The sequence below is a fragment of the Luteitalea sp. genome (genome assembly GCF_044337415.1).
Classification (GTDB): domain Bacteria; phylum Acidobacteriota; class Vicinamibacteria; order Vicinamibacterales; family Vicinamibacteraceae; genus Luteitalea.
Window position 1 is genome coordinate 21,133 of the sequence record NZ_JBIINP010000001.1, and the last position, 19,140, is coordinate 40,272.

Here is a 19,140-nt window from a genome sequence, read left to right on the forward strand (position 1 = left end):
TGATGCTGACCGGCGTGGCCGTCGCTCCGGGGGAGGCACTGGGCCCGGCCGTGGTCGTGCGGCTGCGGACGCACGACGTGCGCTACCGGATCGCCGAGGAGGACGTGGCGGCGGAGCAGGCGCGCCTGACTGCCGCCTCGGACCTCACGCGCACGCAACTCGAGGACATCCGCGATCGCACCCGTCACGTGCTGGGCGCCGAGCTGGCGGGCATGTTCGACGTGCAGATCCTGATGCTGGCCGATCCGCTGCTGCGCGAGCGGGCCGACGCCCTCATCCGGTCGCGCCGCGTCAACGCCGAGTGGGCGGTCGTCGAGGCGGGGGAGGAACTGGTCCAGCGGCTCCGCGCCATCGAGGATCCGTACCTGCAGGAGCGCCACGGCGATCTCACCGACGTCCTCGGCCGTGTGCGCGCCAACCTGCAGCGCGTGGATGGCGATGCCGGGTGGCTGAACGCGCAGCTGGCCCGGTTCAACGAGCCCTGCGTGTTCGTGGCCGACGACCTGCCCGTGTCGGTGGCCGCGCAGCTCGACTGGAGCCGGCTCGCGGCGCTCGCCACCGATGCCGGGACACGGACGGCCCACACCGCCATCCTGGCCCGCTCGATGGGGGTGCCTGCCGTGGTCGGCCTGCAGGAGGCCACGCGCATGGTGCCGCCTGGGGCCACGCTGCTCGTCGACGGCACGACCGGCATGATTGCCGTCGACCCGCCCCCGGCCGTCGTCGACGCGACGCGCCGCCGCTTGCGCGCGGTGGCCACGCCCGCCGAGTCGCTCTCGGGGCCAGCCATGACTGCCGACGATGTCCCGGTGCTGCTGCTGGCCAACATCGAGCGTCCCGAGGACGTGCCGTTCGCCTGGCGCGAGGGCGCCGAGGGCCTCGGACTCGTGCGCTCGGAACTGCTGCTCGGCGGGCAGCCCATCGGACAGGTCAGCGAGCAGGCGCAGGTCGACGCCTACCGGGATGTGCTCGACCGCGCTGGTGACCGCGAGGTGACCATTCGCACGTTCGACATCACGCCGGAAGAGGTCGGGCTCCCCGAGCAGATGGATGTGGAACCGCGCGAGCGACTGGGGATGCGCGGGTTGCGGCTCGGCCTCGCGCGCCCGGAGGTGCTCGAGCGTCAACTGCGCGCGTTGATTCGCGCGGGCGAGGGACGACACCTTCGCGTCATGTTTCCGTTCGTGACGAGCGCCGACGAGATGGCGCGTGCCGTGCAGATGCTGCGCACGCAGGCCGAGCGCCTGGGGTTGCCGGCGCCGCTCGCCGGCGCGATGGTCGAGGTCCCGGCGGCGGCGCTCGACGCCGGTCGCCTGGCGCAGCATGCGGACTTCCTCAGCATCGGGACCAACGACCTCACGCAGTACACGCTCGCCGCCGACCGCAGCGACGTTCGCGTGCAGCACCTCTACAATCCTCGACATCCGGCGGTCCTGCGCCTGATCCGCATGGTGGTCCGCGGGGCCAGGCGCCACGGTCGGCGCGTGGCCGTGTGCGGGGAGATGGCGTCCGACACGATGCTGCTGCGGGTGCTGCTCGGCCTCGGCCTGCGCGAGTTCAGCATGGCCGCCACGTCCCTGCGCCAGGCGCGCGAGGCCCTGGCCGGGTGTTCGATCGCGGAGGCGCGCGACGCCGCGCTCCGCGTGCTGTACGAAGGCGACGTCAACGCACCCGTGGGTCCGTGAGGCCGTGAGGGGCAGGCCACCCCGTCGTGTCGGCTGACGGGTGTTGCAGTGTAGTAGTCGATCTACACAGGTATCGACATGGCACTGAACATCCGGAACGACGAAGCGGAGCGGCTGGCGGCCACATTGGCGAGGCTGACGGGCGAGACCAAGACACAGGCCGTGACGCAGGCCCTGAAGGATCGACTCGCACGCGTGCGTGGCGAGCGCCGCGGACGTTCCTCGAGAAGGCCGCGATCGAGATCGTGGCCGTGGACGTCGAGCGCGGACTCAGACCGCCCGGTTGCCGTCGACCGTGGCGGTGCTGAAGTAGTAGAAGTTCTTCACCCACACGTGTTCGCGGCGGATGCGCTCGAACAGCACCTCCGGCAGCGGCCCCTTGTCGGCCGCGGCGATCGCCGCCTCCACCTGCGCCACGTCGGCCAGCGAAATCGCCAGCGTCGACATCCCCGGGTGCGTGAGCGCGAACCGCACCGACAGTTCCACCAGGTCCATGCCGTGCGCGCGGGCATCGTCATGCAGGCGATCGATGCGGCGGAGGTACTCGGTGACGAGCTCCGGCGATGCGTTGGCGAGCTTCACGTCGCGGGCGAGCGATTCGCGCGTGGCCACGCCTGCGAGCGCCCCCGAGTGATCGAAGACGCAGCGGGCGATCACGCCGACACCGCGCGCGGCCGCAAGCGGCACGACGCTGACGAGCGGCCGCGACTCGAAGGCGTTGAACACCACCTGCACGCCGTCGACCAGTCGATCGTCGACGAGCTTGAGCACGCCGTCGTGCTCGTGGTCCTGCGCACTCACGCCGATGTACCGGATCTTGCCGGCCGCACGAAGCGCGTGGAGCGCCTCCAGCCACGTGGTCTCGTGCGACCAGCGGTAGTACCACTGATGCAACTGCACGAGGTCCAGGCAGTCGACGCCGAGCGTGCGCAGGCTCTCCTCGACAGACGCCTCGATGCTCCGGGACGTGAACTGTACGTCCATCGGCACGTAGTGGCGCCAGTTGGAGATGTCGCGCGGCTTGACCTTGGTGGCGATCAGCGGCCGCGCGCCGTGCCACGCGCGCAGCGTCCGCGCGACGATGGCCTCGCTCTCGCCGTAGTTCCTGGCGGTGTCGATGGCGGTGATGCCGCGCTCGAGGGCCGCCAGCAGCGCTGAGGATGCGCCGTCGGGCCTGTCACCGACGATCCGCATCGCACCGAACGTGATGGGGGAGACCTGGAGCCCGGAAGTGCCGAAGGGACGAAGTGTCATCTCGAGAATTCCGCGCTGCTGCGATGCCGCAAGGACTGGCGAACGCACGAATGCCGCAACGCCTCTCGACATTGCGGCATTCCCGGCATTCCCGGCATTACCACCGAGCGGGAGCTCTGTGCCCGCTAGAACGGAATGTCGTCGTCGTTGTCGCCGCCGCTCATCGGGTCGAAGCCGCCGGCGCTGCCGCCAGACGTGGTTCCACCGGAACTCGCGCCGCCGCCGTAGCTGCCGCCGCCGTAGTCGTAGTCGTCCTCGCTGCGGCTGCCGCCACCCGCGCCGCGGCCGCCACCGCCGCCACCACCCAGCAACTGGATGCGGTCGGCCACGATCTCGGTCGTGTAGCGCTTCTGGCCATCCTTGTCGTCCCACGACCGCGTCTCGATGCGGCCTTCGACGTAGATCTGCTTGCCCTTCTTCAGGTAGTCCTGCAGCGACTCGGCCTGCTTGCCGAGCAGGACGATACGGTGCCACTCGGTCTTCTCGACCCAGTCGCCGGTCTTGCTGTCCTTGCGCCGGTCCGTCGTCGCGATGCTGAAGCGCGCGATCGCGAAGCCGTTGCCGGTGAACTTGAGTTCCGCGTCCCGCCCGAGGTTCCCGACGAGGATCGCCTTGTTGACGCTACCCATGCCTGCCTGCTCTCTCTCCACCCGGGCATCCCGGGTCTCTCACGCCCCCACGACCCCGTGGGGGTACAGTCGTGCCGCCACTGTGACGGGCGATCCTTGCCGAATCTGACAGCGGCAATTTGACATTCGACATTTGAAATTTCCGGGGCGCTGGCCATCGGCCGCGCGCCTCTGGGTGCGCCGCGCGAGCGAAGGCCGGGAGGCCGAGCCGCCAAGAATCTCGAATGTCAAATCTCGAATTGCCACTTACTCTCGCGGACGCCGATTCAGGCCGTCGAGCACCTGCTTGGCCAGCACCGCGACCTCGCTCTGCGGATAGTTGCGGATCACCTGCTGGAACGACTCGCGCGCACGGTCGTTGTCGCCGAGCAGGCTCAGCGCGACGCCTCGCTTGTACAGCGCCTGCGGCACCCGGTCGCCGCTCGGGTAGTCGGCGATCACCTTCTCGTAGGCGCCGACCGCCTCCTTGAACTTCCCGTCGAGCTGGTACGACTCGCCGATGTAGAACTGGGCGTCGTCGGCCTTGTCGCTGGTGGGGAAGGAGCGGATGAACTGCTCGAACCCGGAAATGGCCAGTGGCCACTGCCCGGCGGCGTAGTCGGCCTGCGCCGTGTCGAACATCCGCTGCGGCGACAGGCCGCCGGCCGGACCGGTCGGCACGGCGGGGGCCGCGGGAGCCGGGGTGGCGGGTGCACCCGCCACCGGCGCGCCCGGCGCCGCCGTGGGTGTTACGGGGACCATGGTCCCGTTTGGTCCGGGCACCATCGACACCGGGGGCGGCGCGAGCTGCGACGGCAACGTGTTGACGGCCTCGCGCAGCGAGTTCAGCTCCTGGCCGATCGACCCCACGCGCGTGTTGTTCTCGTCGAGCCGCTCACGGACGACGCGGAGATCGCCGCTCAGGTTGTCGATCAGCAGCTTCTGGTCGGCGAACTGCTTGCGCGAGGTAGTGGCCTGGTCGTCGAGCTTGGCGTTGAGGGCCTTCAGCGTGTCGCCGAGGGTCACCAGCACGAGCTGCAACTGCTGGTTCTGCTCCTGCAGCATGCGGATGTCGGCCATCAACTGCTGGTGCTCGCGGTTGGCGGCGTGGGCCGGCAGCGCCAGGCCCACGAGCATCACGCCCGTCAGGGCGCCAATCACGGTGCGCGTCATCATGTCCGTCCTGACTGCGGCCTTACTTGCTGGTGACCACGAAGTGGGCGCGCCGGTTCTTGGCGTACGCCTCCTCGGTGCTGCCTGGGTCGAACGGGAACTCCTTCCCGTAGGACACGATCTTGAGCCGCTCGGCCGGAATCCCCAGCGACACCAGATACGCGCGGGCCGACTGTGCCCGGCGCTCACCAAGGGCCAGATTGTACTCGGCAGTCCCGCGCTCATCGCAGTGGCCTTCGATGGTCACGACCCAGCTCGGGTACTGCTTCAGGATCTCGGCGTTCTTCTGCAGCGTCGCCTGCATGTCGCCAGCCACGTCGGAGCTGTCGAGGCCGTAGTAGACAGGCTGCAAGGGCGACTCGCGATTGAGCTCGTCGAGTGAGCGCGCGTTGTAGTCCACCATCGGGCTGCTGGCCACGGCAGGCTCGGCCGGAACCGAGGCCACTGGCGGCTCAGGCTCGGGCAGCGGCGCGGGCGGCGGCGGAGGGGCCGTGTCCACGGTCGTGTTGACCGACGGCGGCGGCGGCGTCGGCCGCGCGACCGGGGGCTTCTTGCGGCTGCAGGCCGAAGTGGTGGCGACGATCACCAGACAGGCGGCGACGAGGCGGACGAAACGAGCGGACATGCGGGACGTCTCCTTGTGGGCGGGGGGCCGCACCGGAATCAGCGGGACCAACTGGGCTGCACGTTGTTGCCCGACTTGGTGACCTGGCGGAGGTCATTGCCGTCGCGGGCGATGGTGAAAATCTGCGTCCGGCCGGCGCGCGTCGAGGCAAACGCGAGGTGACGCCCGTTGGGCGCCCACGACGGGCTCTCGTTGCTGCCGGTACTGTCGGTGATGGTCCGAATCTGGCCCTGTTCGAGGCTGAAGATCTTGATGTCGAAGCCGGGACCGTTGCGGCCCGCGTACGCGATCTCGTTGTAGGGCGCCGGCGACCACGTGGCACGGTCAGCCCACGACTCGCTGGTGATGCGACGGGGCTGCCCGATGCCATCGGCGTCCACGATGTAGATCTGCGGCGAGCCGGAGCGGTCCGACGTGAACGCAATCTGGTTGCCCGCTGGCGACCACGTGGGCGTCGAGTCGTTGCCGGGGTGGCGAGTCACGCGCCGCAGGCTCGAGCCGTCGCGGTTCACGACATAGATCTCCATGTTGCCGTCGCGGTTGGTCATGAAGGCGAGGCGCGTGCCGTCCGGCGAGAACGCCGGCAGGAAGTTGTGCACCGTGTCGGTGCCCGCGGCAGGCTGGTCCATCTTGCCCTGGTAGATGTAGGACACGTAGATGTCAGGGTACCCGCGGCGATACGACGTGTAGGCGATGGCTCGCCCATCGGCCGACCAACTCGGGTTGATCGCGAGCGACCGGTTGACGGTGACGCGTCGCTGGCTCTCCCCATCGTAATCGGCGATGTAGATCTCCTTGATGCTGCGCTGCTCGACCGGCCCCTTCGAGGTCTCACCATCGCGATCGCTCACGAACGCCAGCTTGGTCCGGGCGACGCCGGTGAGCGACCGCGTGTCCTTGTGCAATTCGTCGGCGATGGTGTGCGCGAACGCCCGCGGGTTGCTGGCCGCGGCCGTGTACTCCTTGGCCCACATGCTGCGCTGCGACGAGACGTCGAACAGCCGCGCCTGCACCGTCAGGCTCGACGCATTCTGGCGCACCGTGCCGATCAGCACGTAGTTGGCGCCCAGCTCCTTCCACTGCGCGAACGGCACCGTCTCCATCGACGTCGCTGGCGTGATCGGGGCGTACGAGGCGCGCGGGATGAGGTCGAACTCCCGCTCGAAGCGGAGGTCGTCCCACAGCACCTGCGCGATGGCCTCGGCCGGCCCCTTCAGGTCGGCGCCCGCCATGAACGTCGGCACGGCCAGACGCGGGGTGGCACCGCCACTGAGCGAGATCGCCGTGGAGATCTCGGTGGGCTGCTGTGTGGCGGGCGGCGTGCCTGCCGGTGGCGCCTGCGACGCAGGCGGCTGCGACGGAGCCGCCGGGGCCTGCGCGGAATCCGGTGCGGCGATCACCAGCACCGTGGACGCGAGGGCCGCGAGGGCGGCGGTCAGGAGGAAACGTGGAGCGGTCGTCGTCATGGGGTGAAGTTGAATTCCAGGTTCACCGTCAGCGTCGGGTTGGTGTACTCGCGCGGCAGCGGTGGCAGCTTGGTGAGGACGAGCGCCCGCTGCGCCGCCTGGTCGAGCAGGAAGTTGCGGCTCGTGCGCGCCACCGCGATGTCGCTCAGGACGCCCTGGCGATCGATCACGAAGCGCATCACCGTCGAGCCCGTCGTGCCCTGCTGTTGGCGGAAATTCCGCTGGATGATCTGCAGCATCTCGGACACGTAGCCCGGGCAGCAGAAGTTGCCGAGGTTGATCTGGCCGCCGGCGCCACCGCCACCCGTGGACAGGCCGATGCTGTCGCTCACGACACCGGTGTCGGCGCGTGCCTGGCCCTCGCTGACTCGGGCCCCCGTGGTCGGCGTCCGTCCTCTGGCCTGCTCCGTCGTCGTCTGCGGCGGCGTGACGGGCGGACGGGGCGCCGGCTTCGGCGCCGCCTTCACAGGTTCGGTCATCTCGGGGGGCTTGGCCGCGGGCGGCTGCACCGGGGTGGGCTTGACGTCCGGCTTCGGCTCAACCGCCTGTTGCACGGGGCGACCCGACATCGACGTGAGTCCGCCGGCCCGTGGGCCGGGAGCCCCGCCGAGGCTGATGGTCATCACGTTCCTGGGCTCGTCCTGATGGGTCCGCCACGAGGACGGCATCAACGCCACCAGCAGTACCAGCGCCGCGTGCGCGGTCAGCGACAGCAGCACCATCCGCTTGAAGCCGTCCGGGCCGGTCGTGCGCCGGGCGGTGGTCCCGCCGGCAAGTGCGAAGGGGGCAGTAGGGGAGGCCACGCGCGTCCTATCGCTCCCCTGGCAGGCGCGACACGAGGCCAACCTTCTCGACGCCGGCCGTCTTCAGGGCGTCCATGACCGTCATCGTCTGTTGCACGGTGACGGCGCCGTCGGCGCGGAGGTAGACGGACTTGTCGGACTTGCCTTGCAGCGCCTGCCGCATCCGCTCACCGAGCACATCCACCCGGATGAACTCCTCGTCCAACTGCACGCGCCTGTCCTGGGCGAACGACAGCGGGATCGTGACGAAGATCCGTTCGTTGCTCAGGTTCTGCGATCGGCGGGCGACCGGCAGGTTCACGTCGAGGCCACGGGTCATCATCGGCGCCGCGACCATGAAGATGATCAGCAACACCAGCATCACGTCGACGAGGGGGACGACGTTGATCTCGGCCAGCGCGGTCGAGGCGACCATCCGGCCGCGTCGCCCCCGTCCCATCCCGCCCCCGCCTGCCGCTTGTACCTTGGGCATGTGGTCGTCCGGGACGGGCCTAGGTGAAGTTGCGCTCGGAGATGTTGAGGAACTCCAGCGAGAAGTCCTCCATCGCCGCGGCGAACCCGCGCACCTTGCCGGTGAAGTGGTTGTAGAAGTACACGGCAGGAATCGCCGCGAACAGGCCTGCCGCCGTGGCGATCAGGGCCGACGCGATGCCGGGCGCCACCACGGCGAGGTTCGAGGACCCCACCGCCCCGATGGCCTGGAACGCCGTCATGATGCCCCACACCGTGCCGAACAGGCCGATGAAGGGCGTGATGCTCGCTGTCGTCGCCAGGAATCCCACGCGCTCCTCGAGCTTGGCCAGTTCGGTGCCGCTGGCGCGCAGGAGGGCGCGGTCCACGGCTTCGAGACTCTTGAGCGTTGGACGCGGCGCACCGGCCGCTGGCTTGTCGCCCGTCCCACGCAACTGCGCGTTGAGTTCCCCGTAGCCGGCCTGGAACAGGCCAACGAGCGGACTCTCGCCGAGCGAGCGACACACGGCCTGCACTTCCGAGAACTTGCTGCTCCGCCGGAAGACGTCCAGGAACTGGCGCGTCTGCGCGTCGGCCTTGCGGAACGCCCATGTCTTGTAGGCCACGATGCCCCAGGACACGACGGAAAAGAGGACGAGAAGAGCGAGGACGAGCTGCTCGATGAGCCCGGTCCGGGTGACGAGGGAAATGACGTCAGTCGCCGATTCCGCGGTCTCCGCCGCGGGTCCGGCCAGCTCCTGCAGGGCAAGAGCGAACACCCAGAGCGTCTGCAAACAGGCCTCCGCAATGCATGATCGATGCGCCGCTGGGAAGGCGCGAAGCTGCAAGGCTACCACGCGCCGAAAACAGGGGTCAACTCCATGATATCGTTGCAGTTCTGGCCATTCGGCGCGCCCGTCAGTCCCTACGGTCGACCTGCGTCCTCCCGTCCATGATCCGGTTCCTCAGCATCCGTCACCTTGCGGTCATCGAGGCCCTCGACCTGTCGCTCGCCGACGGCCTCACCGTCCTCACGGGCGAGACCGGCGCCGGCAAGTCCGTCCTCGTCGAGGGCATCGGCCTCCTCCTGGGGGGGCGCGCCTCCGCCGACATGGTCCGCACCGGCGCGACCGCCGCGTCCGTCCAGGCCATCGTGACCACCCCCGAGGGCGCCGACGTGATCGTCCGGCGAGAGATTTCCGCCGAGGGCCGCTCACGGGCGTTCATCGACGATGTCCTCGTGACCGCGGGAACGCTGCGGGAGCGGGTCTCGGCGTGGGTCGACCTCCACGGTCAGCACGAGCACCAGACGCTCCAACTCCCCGACACGCACCTGGACCTGCTCGACCGCGTCGCAGGACTCGGCGACCGGCGCGCCGAGGTGGCTCGCGCTCATAGCGTGTGGGTGGCTGCTCGCGAGGCGCTTGCGGCGACGCAGATGGACGCGAGGGAGCGCGCTGCCCGCATCGACCTCCTGTCGTTCCAGTTGGGCGAGATCGACAAGGTACAGCCGCTCGAGGACGAGGACGAGCAGCTCGTCGCTTCACGACAGGTGCTGGCCAACGCCGACCGCCTGCAGCGACTCGGGCAGGAGGCCTACGACGCGCTCTATGAAGGAGAGCACTCCGCGCTTCAGAGTCTGGCCATCGTCTGGAAGCGCGTCGACGAGCTGGCCCAGCTCGATCCAGCCGCCCACGGCTATGCGGCGCAGCGGGACGGACTCAAGGCGCAGCTCGACGACCTGGCCTTCTTCCTTCGGCAGTACGTCTCGGGCATCGACGCGTCGCCCGAGCGTCTGCAAGAGGTGGAGGACCGCCTCGCCGCGCTCGAGCGCCTGAAGCGCAAATACGGCCCCACGCTCGCCGAGGTCCGGGCACGGCAGCAGGCGCTGACCGAGCAACTTGCTGCGCTGCAGCAGCCGGAGGGGCAGTTGTCTGCCCTGCAATCGGCCTGTGAGGCTGCCGCAGCTGCCTACCTCGAACGCGCCACTGCGCTCTCCGTCGCGCGCAGAGCGGCGGCTGCGCCGTTCGCCGCACGCCTGCGTCGGGAACTGGCCGACCTCGCCATGCCTCACGCGGACGTCTCGTTCCGGTTCCAGGCCGCGGCGGGGGAAGGAGAGTGGCTGGCCTCGGGAATCGACCGGGCCGAGCTGCTGCTGTCGGCCAACCCCGGCGAGTCGCCCCGTCCCCTTGCCCGCGTGGCCTCGGGGGGCGAACTGTCGCGGGTGATGCTGGCCGTGAAGGTGCTCGACGCACCCGAGGCGCAGGACCGGACCCTGATATTCGACGAGGTCGACGCCGGGATCGGCGGCCGCGTCGCGGACTCGGTGGGGGCGCGCTTGCGGGCCCTGTCGGGGCGCGCCCAGGTCCTGTGCGTCACGCACCTGGCCCAGGTCGCGGCCCACGCCGACGCCCACATCCACATCGCCAAGCGAGTCAGCGGAGGGCGCACGCAGACGTCTGCCAGCCACCTCGACGGCGATGCGCGTGTCGAGGAGATCGCCCGCATGATGGCGGGCGACACCTCGGCGCCGATGCTCGAGGGCGCTCGCACGCTGCTGCAGTCGAAGGCGGCGGAGGCGAAGGCTGCCACGGGGCGAAAGGCGAAAGGCGAAAGCGAAGCCGGAGCAAAAGGCGAAAGCGAAAGTGCGGCAGCGGGCCGCAAGGGACGAGCACGTGGCGCGTAAGTACCTGGTCGAGGCCTACGGGTGTCAGATGAACATGCACGACGGCGAGCGGCTCGCCGGTCTGCTCGAATCCGCCGGATTCGAGGCCACGACCGACCCGGCCGACGCTGACGTGATCGTCATCAACACCTGCAGCGTGCGCGAGCGCGCCGAGGAGAAGCTGTTCACCCGCCTGGGCGAGTTCCGGGAAGCCGCGCAGGCCGTGGGCAACAGTCCCGTGATCGCGGTCACGGGGTGCGTGGCGCAGCAGGAGGGCGCGGCGCTGCTCAAGCGGTCACGGCTCATCGACGTGGTGGTCGGCACCCAGCGGGTCAAGCAACTGCCGATGCTGGTCACCCGTGCGCTCGAGGACACCGTCGGTCCGCAGGTCGACATCAATCCGCACGAGGACGTCTCGTTTCCGCTGGGCATCGCCCGACGGGCCGACACCGTCAAGGCGTACGTCAACATCATCGAAGGCTGCAACGAGTTCTGCGCCTTCTGCGTGGTGCCCTACACCCGGGGCCACGAGCGGATGCGGCCGGCGGCGGAGATTCTCGCCGAGGTCCGCGAGGCGGCCGACAAGGGCCATCGCGAGGTCCAGCTCCTCGGGCAGATCGTGAACCACTACCAGGCGCCCGACGATGCCGAATGCGACTTCGCGGGCCTGTTGGAGAAGGTGCACGAGGTGCCTGGTGTGGAGCGCATCCGCTTTGCCAGTCCGCATCCGAGGCACGTGACGCCGCGGCTGCTGGAGGCCTACCAGGCGCTGCCCAAGGTGTGTCGGCACCTGCACTTGCCGGTCCAGTCCGGCTCGACCCGTGTGCTGGCCGCGATGCGGCGCCGGTATTCGCGCGAGCGGTACCTCGAAATCATCCAGGACGTGCGGGAGGCGGTTCCGGACATCTGCCTGTCGACCGACATGATCGTGGGGTTCCCCGGCGAGACGGCGGCCGACTTCGACGACACGCTGAGCCTCACGGAGGCCGTCCGGTATCACAGCATGTTCTCGTTCAAGTACTCGCCTCGTCCGCGCACCCTCGCCATCAAGCGGATGGCAGACGATGTGGCGGAGGAGGAGAAGACTCGTCGGATCGTCGAACTGCAGGCGCTGCAGCGGCGCATCCAGTCGGACCTGCTCCAGCAATCGGTCGGTCGGACCGAGACCGTGCTCGTGGATGCCACGAGCCGCCGGCGGGATCACGAGCTGTCGGGGCGGACCAGTGGGAACACCGTGGTCAATTTCCCGGGCGAGCAGTCCTGGCTGGGCAAGCTGGCGCAGGTGCGGATCACCGCCGCCGGGCCCAACAGCGTTCGTGGCGAGGTCGTGCAGGTGGAGGGCTCATGAGCGTTCGGATGCTGATCAAGGGACTGATGATGGATCCGGTGACGAACATGCCCATCCTGGTCCTGCGCGACGAAGCCGGGGATCGGACGTTGCCGATCTGGATTGGCATGTTCGAGGCGCATGCGGTGGCGTTGCAACTGGAGAACAGCACCTCAGCCCGCCCGATGACGCACGACCTCCTCAAGCAGGTGATCGAGGCGCTGGGCGGCCGCGTGACGGCCGTGCACGTGACCGACGTGCGCGATGGGACGTTCTTCGCTCTGGTCTCACTCGATGTAGCGGGGGAGACGGTGGCGATCGACGCGCGCCCCTCGGACGCGCTGGCGCTGGCCCTGCGGACGCGCGCTCCGGTGTACGTGGCCGAGCACGTCCTCTCCGATGCGCGCCCGCTCGACACCCCGACTCCCCAGGACACCGAGCGTCTGCAGCACTGGCTGGAGAGCCTCGATCCCGAGGACATGGGCAAGTACAAGATGTGAATCGGCGGGACTCCCGTAGAATGCGCGGGGCCCCTGTGTCCGACTACCGCCTGCCGACTTCGAAACGATGATCCTGGCCATTGCCAACCAGAAGGGCGGCGTGGGGAAGACCACGACCGCAATCAACATTGCCGCTGCCCTGGCGCTGCGCGGCAAGCCGACGCTGCTTGTCGACCTGGATCCCCAGGCCAACAGCACCATGTCGTTCCTCGACATGGCCGCGGTCGGCCCCAACATGTTCGAAGCGCTGACGGGGGAGGGCGGAGCCACGTTGCCGTCGGTCATCAGGCCGACGAACCAACCGCACCTCAGCATCGCGCCTGCCCGTATCGCCCTGGCCAAGCTGGAAGCGAAGCTCGTCGGCGAACTCGACGCGCACTTCCGCCTCAAGGAGAAGCTCGCGCCGCTCGAGGCCGAGTATCCCTACATCGTGATTGACTGCCCGCCGACCCTGGGCTTGCTGACGGTGAACGCGCTCGTGGCGGCGTCGCACCTGGTGGTTCCGATTCAGTCCTCGTATTTCGCGCTCGAGGGCACGGACGACCTGCTGGAGACCGTGAGCAAGGTGCAGGTCCGGGCCAATCCCTCCCTCCAGGTGCTCGGCGTGCTCATCACCATGCACGACAAGCGCACGAGCCTGGCCAGGGACATTCGCGACCAGATTCAGAATGTGTTTGGCCAGAAGGTGTTCAAGACCGTGATCACGAAGAGCGTCCGACTCGAGGAGAGCCCGGCGTACAAGGAAGCGATCTTCAGCTTCGCCCCGGAGTCATCGGGGGCATCCGAGTACTACAGCGTCAGCGAGGAGGTTCTCAGCCGTGTCTAAGCGTGGATTGCCGGAATCGGTGCGCATGCGGCACGACGCGCATTACGTCGAAACGCTGACGTCCTCTGCGGGCGCGCCAGTCGGGCGCATGATCCCGATCGAACAGATCGACCCGAATCCTCATCAGCCTCGGCAGGTGATGGGCGATCTCACCGAGCTCATTGCGTCCGTGAAGGAGCAGGGGCTGATCGAGCCCATCGTGGTCCGCCAGCGCGGCTCGCGATTCCAGATCGTGGCGGGTGAGCGCCGTTACCAGGCTGCCGTCAGGGCCGGCATCGAAGAACTCCCCGTTGTCATCCGGGATGTAGACGATGTGGGGATCCTCGAGATCGCGCTGGTGGAGAACATCCAGCGCAAGGATCTGACGCCGTTCGAAGAGGCAGAAGCGCTCCACGCCCTTTGCCAGAAGGCGGGCTACACCCACGAGACCCTGGCGCAGAAGCTCGGCAAGAGCCGCACGGTCATCACCGAGTCGCTCTCGCTGAATCAGATGCCGGAGCACATCAAGCATCTTTGTCGGCTGGCCGACATTTCCTCCAAGTCGTTGCTTCTACAGGTAGTTAGACAAGGCGATCCGGAGAAGATGGCGGCGCTCGTCGAGCAGATGTCCCGCAGCGGCGGCATGACCCGGCAGGAACTGCGCGAGCAGGTGAAGGCCAAGGTGGCCAGGCGCGCTGGACGTGCCAAGCCGTTCACCTACACCTACAAGGCCCCGACCAGGCAGTTCGCCTTCCAGCTCAGCTTCAAGAAGGCCGACGTCGAGCCGGATGAGGTCATCGAGACGCTCGAGCAGATCCTTGTCGACCTGCGGGCGCAACGCTCCGCAGCGGCCGGCCTTGCCGGAGATGATGCCGACGCCGGTGAGCAGGCGGCGCGCCCGGACCTGACGCTGGACTGAATCGGCGCCTGTGGACGCCCCGAGAAGGGCGCACGCCAAGCCGACGCGTACGTGCCGTGCAAGGGCACACCCGACGCCAAGCTATGGCAATCCGGCCAGGTGAGTTTGCTGTCTCACAGTCTTCAGTTAACATAATGTGTATTATCGGACTCAATGGTCATAGTTAAGAAAGATGCCCTGTTGAAGCCGTGTGTGGAACTCATGCGGGCGATCGACCTAGCGATATGACGCGGCAACCGACGCCGCTCCGGGTGCCCCACGCCGCCACACCGCATACCATGCTCCTCAATCGTTCATGGGTATCGCCGCCGACCTCGCCATCGTCATCGTCTCCAGCCTCGCCGGGGGCCTGCTGGCGCAGTACCTGCGACAGCCGCTGATCCTCGGCTACATCCTGGCCGGCGTCCTGATCGGACCCCACTCGATTGGCCACGCCATCACCAACACCCACGACATCGAGCTCCTCGCGGAGATCGGCGTGGCACTGTTGCTGTTCGCGCTGGGACTCGAGTTCTCGCTGAAGCAACTGCAACCGGTGCGCGCGATCGCGCTCATCGGCACGCCCATCCAGATGGGCCTCACAATGGCGCTCGGCCTGGCCTTCGGCGCGTTCCTGGGCTGGGACTGGCGCCCCTCGCTGTGGCTGGGCGCCCTGATCTCGCTCAGCAGCACCATGGTGCTGCTCAAGACCCTGATGGCCCAGGGCCGGCTCGGGACGCTGTCGAGCCGCGTGATGATCGGCATCCTGATCGCCCAGGACCTCATCGTGGTGCCGCTGATGATCCTGTTGCCCACGTTGTCCAAGCCCGAGGCGGGTCTGGAGGCACTGGCCGTCGCGGCGTTGAAGGCGGCGGCGTTCCTGGCGCTGATGGTGATCGTCGGCACGCGTCTACTGCCGCGCCTGATGCAGGTGATCGCGGTGCACCAGTCGCGCGAGCTGTTCCTGCTGGCCATCACGGCCATCGGCCTCGGCGTCGGCTACGGCACCTACCTGTTCGGGCTCTCGTTCGCGTTCGGCGCGTTCGTGGCCGGACTGGTCCTGAGCGAGTCCGATTACGCCCATCAGGCCCTGTCCGACATCATTCCGCTCCGCGACGTGTTCGGCATGCTGTTCTTCGCGTCCGTCGGCATGCTGATCGACCCACGCCTGCTCTGGACGATGGCGGGACCGGTGGGCCTGCTGCTGCTGGCCATCCTCGTCGGCAAGTCCTTGATTCTTGGCGGGTTGTCGTACGCGTTCGGGTATCGCAATGTGGTGCCTCTGGCCGTGGGCCTCGGCCTGTGGCAGGTCGGCGAGTTCTCGTTCGTCCTGGGCCGCGTCGGCCTGGCCACGGGCGGCCTCGACGCGTGGGGGTTCGCGCTCGTGCTGAACACGGCAGTGCTCAGCATGGTGCTGACGCCTGCGGTGTCGGGGCTTACCACGCCGATCTACGCCTGGTGGCGGCGACGCGCCGGTTGCGAACCGGTCCAGACCATCAACATGCCGGCCGCGGGGTTGAAGGGCCACGTGGTGATCGTCGGTGGAGGGCGCGTTGGGCGCTTCACGACCACCTTCCTGCAGCGCCTGCACCTCCCTGCCGTCCTGCTCGAACTCGACTACCGCCGCTTCGAGCAAGCGCGGGAGGAAGGCCTCGCCGTGGTGTTCGGCGATGCCACCCAGCCGGTGGTCCTCGAGGCAGCGCACGTGGCCGACGCGCGACTCGTCCTCGTGACCGTGCCTGTCGTGAGCGTCACCGAGGCGATTCTCGATGCCGTTCGTCGCCTCGCGCCGCAGGTGCGCGTGGTCGCCCGAGCCGAGGGTGCCGAGCAGCTGCGGCAGTTGCAGGCCAAGGGCCTCACCGAGGTCGTCCAGCCGGAACTGGAGGCAGGCCTCGAGATGGTCCGGCAATCGCTCCTGCATCTCGACTACGGGGTCACGGAAGTGCACCGGGTCAGCACCCAGCTGCGCCGCGAGATGTATGCCCCGTTGTTCGGCGACGACAGCGACTACCAGACGCTCGTGCAACTGGGGGCTGCCAGCCAGTTGTTCGACTTTGCTTGGATCCAGGTCGACCCGGAGAGCCCGCTCGCCGGCGAGACGCTCGGCGCACTGGGCATTCGCGCCCGCACGGGCGCGACCGTGGTGGGCGTGATGCGCGAGGGGCAGATGCTCACCAGTCCGGGCCCGGACACGGCCCTGGAGCCGCACGACCTGCTGGCCGTGGCCGGCACGCCTGATCAGCGGCGCGCCCTCGAGGGGCTCGCTCGGGCCGCGTAATCCGCGGTTGGAACCAACCGCAAGTTCTGGAATGATCGTCAGATGAGCGGGGCGCGTATACGCGCACCCCGGCTCACGCCCACTCGACTCCCCTGCATGCTCCGCACGCTCGATCGCTACATCATCCGCGAGACGCTCGCCCCGTTCGGGTTGACGCTGCTCATCCTGACGTTCCTGCTCCAGATCCCCACGATCATGGACGTCGCGGAGAAGCTGATCGCCAAGGGCGTCAACCTGCCGACGATCGGCCGCATCCTGCTGACGCTGCTCCCCTCGTCGCTGGCCCTCACGATTCCCATCAGCCTGCTGGTGGGGTTGCTGATGGCCCTCGGCCGCCTGTCGGCCGACCGCGAGGCCGTGGCGATGCAGGCCTGCGGCGTCAGCCTGTACCGCATCCTCCGCCCGGTGGGGCTGATGGCCGTCCTGGCGACCGCCGCCACGGCGTACACGATGATCGAGGCCATGCCGCGGGCCAACCAGACGTTCCGCGACATCACGTTCCGCATCATCCAGGCGAAGGCGGAGAGCGACGTGCGCCCGCGCGTCTTCTTCGAGGAGTTTCCCAACCTCGTCCTGTACGTCCGCGATGTGCCGACGAACACGCGCGGGTGGAAGGGCGTGTTCCTGTCCGACACGCGCAATCCGGGCGAACCCCAGCTGCTCACTGCCGATCGCGGGCACTTCGTCCTGGATCCTGCGACTCGGCGCGTGGACCTGATTCTGGAAGACGGGATCATGCACCGGTCGAAGGTCGACACCCCGGCGCAGTACGAGCTCCAGGAATTCGAGTCGCTCACCGTCTCGCTCGACCCCGAGACCGTGTTCCCCCGCCAGGGACTCACGCCGGGGGACAACGAGATGACGATCCCACAGTTGCGGACCAAGGCCCGGCAACTGCGGGAACAAGGCATGTCGGCACACAACCCGATCATGGCGATCCAGCGCAAGTACACGATTCCCGTGGCGTGCCTGGTGTTCGGGTTGATCGCCCTCGGTCTCGGCGTGAGCCACCGGAAGGATGGCAAGAACGCCGGCTTCGTCATCGGCATCGCCGTGGTGCTCGTCTATTACGTGCTCATGTACATGGGCGAGGCGCTGGCCAAGGGCCAGAAGGTGCCGGCGGAGTTGGCGCTGTGGCTCCCGAACGTGCTGCTCGGCGGTGCCGGACTCGTGCTCCTGGTGATGAAGACGCGCGGCTACGAGTTCGCGCCGAGTCTCCGGATTCCGGTGCCGGCGTTGCTGGCGCGGGTGCTCGGCCGCGTCGCGGTGCCCGCCATGTCATCGGGCGACGCGTCCGTCGCGGGGCCCGCCACCGAGGCCCAGTCGGTCCCCACGGCGACTGACCCGAAGCCCGCCCCGGCGAGCCGCAAGGGGCAGGTCGTGGTCGTCATCAAGGTGCCCCAGGGGATCCTGCCCTCCTTCAACATCCTGGATCGCTACCTGAGCCGCATCTACCTGCGCGTGTTCGGCGTGACGTTCCTGGGCATGCTGGCGGTGTTCTACATCGCCATCTTCACGGACTACAGCGAGTACCTGTTCAAGGGCAAGACGACCGGGCAGACACTGCTGAGTTTCTTCGCCTACTCGACGCCGCAGTACACCTACTACATCACGGCGATGGCGGCTCTCGTCGGCACCCTGGTGACGGTCGGGTTGCTCACCAGGACGAGCGAGCTGACGGTCATGCAGGCCTGCGGCGTGTCGCTGTATCGCGCGGCCGTCCCGATGCTGCTGTTCGGCCTGATGTGGAGCGGCGTGCTCTTCGGCATGGAGCAGAGCATCCTGGCGGCGTCCAACCGCCGCGCCGAGGAACTGCGCGACACCATCAGGAGCGGAACGCCGACGCGCAGTCGCTATGGCCTCGCGTCGCGGCAATGGATGGCCGGGAGTGACGGAGAGCTCTACCACTACGGCCGGTTCGATCCCCGCGCGGCGCGGCTCGAGGAGCTGACCGTCTACACGTTCGGCACGCGTGGCTGGAACGTGACGGGGCGGAGTTACGCGCGTGTCTCGACGAACATGGATGGCACGACGTGGCGGTCGGACCTCGGCTGGACACGGACGTTCGCGGAGAAGAACGTCGTCACCGACTTCGAGGTCTTCCCCACCCGCACGGTGACGCTCGAGACGGCCGACTACTTCGGTGTCGAGGAACCCGAGGCGGTGCTGGCGGAGCGGCTCAAACTCGGCCAGTTGCGAGACCACATTGCGGAACTCGAGAAGGCGGGCTACAACACCGTGCCGCTCCAGGTGGCGATGCACCGGAAGATGGCGTTCCCGTTCATCACCGTCATCATGACGCTGATCGCCATCCCCTTCGGTGTCACGACCGGCCGGAAGGGCACGCTCTTCGGCATCGGGATCGGGATCGTGCTGGCCATCCTCTACTGGACCACCCAGAGCCTGTTCGCCGCCGTGGGCAGCGCCGGCGTCCTCGCGCCGGCGGTCGCCGCGTGGGCCCCGAACGTCCTGTTCGTGGCAGTCGCCGCCTACCTGGTCGCCTCCGCGCGCACCTGACCAGGCGTCCCCCTGGCCTGGTCGTGCGCCTGCGGCTCTTCGCCCCTTTACCCCTTTACGCCTTCACTCCTTCGCCCTTCCGCATG

General features: G+C 68.3%; 16 protein-coding genes and 1 pseudogene. 9 read left to right on the top strand and 8 right to left on the bottom strand.

From position 1 onward, the window contains the following. The first annotated feature begins 2 nt into the window (after positions 1-2). Both ptsP and ACIRDX_RS00090 read left to right on the top strand, forming a co-directional pair. Positions 3-1,685: a phosphoenolpyruvate--protein phosphotransferase gene (gene ptsP, locus ACIRDX_RS00085; protein ID WP_396623412.1), complete on the top strand. Its 1,683-nt coding sequence runs from the start codon at positions 3-5 to the stop codon at positions 1,683-1,685. 78 nt (positions 1,686-1,763) lie between these two features. Then, positions 1,764-1,847 (top strand): annotated as a pseudogene (locus tag ACIRDX_RS00090) (type II toxin-antitoxin system VapB family antitoxin); the annotation flags it as partial. A gap of 108 nt (positions 1,848-1,955) precedes the next feature. On the opposite strand, the gene ACIRDX_RS00095 reads toward ACIRDX_RS00090, so the two are convergent. The 8 genes from ACIRDX_RS00095 to ACIRDX_RS00130 form a co-directional block, all read right to left on the bottom strand. Further along, on the bottom strand, positions 1,956-2,939 hold the full coding sequence (locus tag ACIRDX_RS00095) for an aldo/keto reductase (protein ID WP_396623351.1): 984 nt from the start codon (positions 2,937-2,939) through the stop codon (positions 1,956-1,958). 125 nt (positions 2,940-3,064) lie between these two features. Then, positions 3,065-3,568: a single-stranded DNA-binding protein gene (locus ACIRDX_RS00100; RefSeq protein WP_396623352.1), complete on the bottom strand. Its 504-nt coding sequence runs from the start codon at positions 3,566-3,568 to the stop codon at positions 3,065-3,067. 246 nt (positions 3,569-3,814) lie between these two features. Beyond that, a complete protein-coding gene (gene ybgF, locus ACIRDX_RS00105; protein WP_396623353.1) occupies positions 3,815-4,723 on the bottom strand; it encodes a tol-pal system protein YbgF in 909 nt (302 codons plus the stop codon). Positions 4,724-4,742: 19 nt separating this feature from the next. Then, positions 4,743-5,345: a peptidoglycan-associated lipoprotein Pal gene (gene pal, locus ACIRDX_RS00110; protein ID WP_396623354.1), complete on the bottom strand. Its 603-nt coding sequence runs from the start codon at positions 5,343-5,345 to the stop codon at positions 4,743-4,745. Positions 5,346-5,383: 38 nt separating this feature from the next. Further along, the gene (locus tag ACIRDX_RS00115) at positions 5,384-6,811 is read right to left on the bottom strand and encodes a hypothetical protein (RefSeq protein WP_396623355.1); all 1,428 of its coding nucleotides are present in this window, start codon (positions 6,809-6,811) and stop codon (positions 5,384-5,386) included. Continuing rightward, positions 6,808-7,614, bottom strand: a complete 807-nt coding sequence (locus ACIRDX_RS00120) for a TonB family protein (RefSeq protein ID WP_396623356.1) — start codon at positions 7,612-7,614, stop codon at positions 6,808-6,810. The genes ACIRDX_RS00115 and ACIRDX_RS00120 overlap by 4 nt, the downstream gene beginning before the upstream one ends. Before the next feature lie 7 nt (positions 7,615-7,621). Next, positions 7,622-8,086: a biopolymer transporter ExbD gene (locus tag ACIRDX_RS00125; protein ID WP_396623357.1), complete on the bottom strand. Its 465-nt coding sequence runs from the start codon at positions 8,084-8,086 to the stop codon at positions 7,622-7,624. Between the two features lie 19 nt (positions 8,087-8,105). Next, complete coding sequence (locus ACIRDX_RS00130; RefSeq protein WP_396623358.1) at positions 8,106-8,858, bottom strand: MotA/TolQ/ExbB proton channel family protein; 753 nt, start codon at positions 8,856-8,858, stop codon at positions 8,106-8,108. A gap of 17 nt (positions 8,859-8,875) precedes the next feature. Here ACIRDX_RS00130 and recN point away from each other — a divergent pair, with 17 nt between their 5' ends. The 7 genes from recN to ACIRDX_RS00165 all read left to right on the top strand — a co-directional run bounded on the left by recN (position 8,876) and on the right by ACIRDX_RS00165 (position 19,054). Further along, positions 8,876-10,750: a DNA repair protein RecN gene (recN, locus tag ACIRDX_RS00135; protein ID WP_396623359.1), complete on the top strand. Its 1,875-nt coding sequence runs from the start codon at positions 8,876-8,878 to the stop codon at positions 10,748-10,750. Then, the gene (gene miaB, locus ACIRDX_RS00140) at positions 10,740-12,077 is read left to right on the top strand and encodes a tRNA (N6-isopentenyl adenosine(37)-C2)-methylthiotransferase MiaB (RefSeq protein ID WP_396623360.1); all 1,338 of its coding nucleotides are present in this window, start codon (positions 10,740-10,742) and stop codon (positions 12,075-12,077) included. Before recN ends, miaB begins: the two co-directional genes overlap by 11 nt. Then, positions 12,074-12,556, top strand: a complete 483-nt coding sequence (locus ACIRDX_RS00145) for a bifunctional nuclease family protein (RefSeq protein WP_396623361.1) — start codon at positions 12,074-12,076, stop codon at positions 12,554-12,556. The genes miaB and ACIRDX_RS00145 overlap by 4 nt, the downstream gene beginning before the upstream one ends. Positions 12,557-12,623: 67 nt before the next feature. Beyond that, positions 12,624-13,382, top strand: coding sequence for a ParA family protein (locus tag ACIRDX_RS00150; protein WP_396623362.1), 759 nt, complete (start codon positions 12,624-12,626; stop codon positions 13,380-13,382). Beyond that, positions 13,375-14,280, top strand: coding sequence for a ParB/RepB/Spo0J family partition protein (locus tag ACIRDX_RS00155; protein ID WP_396623363.1), 906 nt, complete (start codon positions 13,375-13,377; stop codon positions 14,278-14,280). Before ACIRDX_RS00150 ends, ACIRDX_RS00155 begins: the two co-directional genes overlap by 8 nt. A 295-nt stretch (positions 14,281-14,575) precedes the next feature. Beyond that, a complete protein-coding gene (locus ACIRDX_RS00160) occupies positions 14,576-16,537 on the top strand; it encodes a cation:proton antiporter (protein ID WP_396623364.1) in 1,962 nt (653 codons plus the stop codon). Positions 16,538-16,633: 96 nt separating this feature from the next. After that, entirely contained in the window at positions 16,634-19,054 is a 2,421-nt protein-coding gene (locus ACIRDX_RS00165) for an LptF/LptG family permease (RefSeq protein WP_396623365.1), read from the top strand. The last annotated feature ends 86 nt before the right edge of the window (positions 19,055-19,140 follow it).

What these genes read in the sequence shown, in the direction of transcription:
- ptsP (WP_396623412.1), top strand. Translation starts at nt 3, where the DNA reads ATGCTGACCGGCGTGGCCGTCGCTCCGGGGGAGGCACTGGGCCCGGCC.
- ACIRDX_RS00095 (WP_396623351.1), bottom strand. Translation starts at nt 2,939, where the DNA reads ATGACACTTCGTCCCTTCGGCACTTCCGGGCTCCAGGTCTCCCCCATC.
- ACIRDX_RS00100 (WP_396623352.1), bottom strand. Translation starts at nt 3,568, where the DNA reads ATGGGTAGCGTCAACAAGGCGATCCTCGTCGGGAACCTCGGGCGGGAC.
- ybgF (WP_396623353.1), bottom strand. Translation starts at nt 4,723, where the DNA reads ATGATGACGCGCACCGTGATTGGCGCCCTGACGGGCGTGATGCTCGTG.
- pal (WP_396623354.1), bottom strand. Translation starts at nt 5,345, where the DNA reads ATGTCCGCTCGTTTCGTCCGCCTCGTCGCCGCCTGTCTGGTGATCGTC.
- ACIRDX_RS00115 (WP_396623355.1), bottom strand. Translation starts at nt 6,811, where the DNA reads ATGACGACGACCGCTCCACGTTTCCTCCTGACCGCCGCCCTCGCGGCC.
- ACIRDX_RS00125 (WP_396623357.1), bottom strand. Translation starts at nt 8,086, where the DNA reads ATGCCCAAGGTACAAGCGGCAGGCGGGGGCGGGATGGGACGGGGGCGA.
- recN (WP_396623359.1), top strand. Translation starts at nt 8,876, where the DNA reads ATGATCGATGCGCCGCTGGGAAGGCGCGAAGCTGCAAGGCTACCACGC.
- ACIRDX_RS00145 (WP_396623361.1), top strand. Translation starts at nt 12,074, where the DNA reads ATGAGCGTTCGGATGCTGATCAAGGGACTGATGATGGATCCGGTGACG.
- ACIRDX_RS00150 (WP_396623362.1), top strand. Translation starts at nt 12,624, where the DNA reads ATGATCCTGGCCATTGCCAACCAGAAGGGCGGCGTGGGGAAGACCACG.
- ACIRDX_RS00160 (WP_396623364.1), top strand. Translation starts at nt 14,576, where the DNA reads ATGGGTATCGCCGCCGACCTCGCCATCGTCATCGTCTCCAGCCTCGCC.
- ACIRDX_RS00165 (WP_396623365.1), top strand. Translation starts at nt 16,634, where the DNA reads ATGCTCCGCACGCTCGATCGCTACATCATCCGCGAGACGCTCGCCCCG.